Source organism: Psychrobacter sp. 1Y4, assembly GCF_051847555.1.
The window spans coordinates 1-627 of the sequence record NZ_JBPYDE010000756.1; the positions used below are offsets into that span (position 1 = coordinate 1).

1 pseudogene is annotated in these 627 nt (G+C 48.0%); it reads left to right on the top strand.

The window, feature by feature from the left end:
* Positions 1 to 33: 33 nt before the first annotated feature.
* Positions 34 to 627: pseudogene (locus ACS8FC_RS18720) on the top strand (DUF1513 domain-containing protein); the annotation flags it as partial.

Here is a 627-nt window from a genome sequence, read left to right on the forward strand (position 1 = left end):
GATTAAGTGATGTTTATTACTAAAGGCAATACGATGTCAGACGATGAGCGTCATGACAGATCATATGAGCCAAAAGCCAGCTCAGTAAGCCGTGAGCTTTTGACGACGTCAATGCTCACGGCAGTCGGCACCGCGGCTTTGGTCGGTATTCACCATCGTTATCGTAAGCAGCAGCATCCAGATGCCAGTCTACAAGATTATGTGGCGGGTATGCGAGCGCAGTTACAAGCATTGCAGTCGCGCGCTGGGTCAACGCCAAACCTCAGACGTTTTCGCTATGCTTGTCAGCAAGCAGCGGTGACATGGCATCAGGCTTATAATAATGTTATAGATGATAATAAGAGTGACATTCTTGATCTTACTACTATGCATACAACGACGATGCTCGCACGTCCCGTTCGCTGGGTCAGCGGTGTTGCATCTATGCCAAAAGATCAAGCCTCATTGAATCAAAATGAGCATGACTTTGGCGTGGTAGGCATTGATGCTGATAGACAAATCGTTTGGCAGACGACCATGCCTGAGCGCGTACATGATATCGTCGTTCAACCTGTACCTGTTAATGTACCGGATGCTCAATCTCAACATAGCGATGCCGAACAAAGACGTGACGTCGTCGTAATGGGT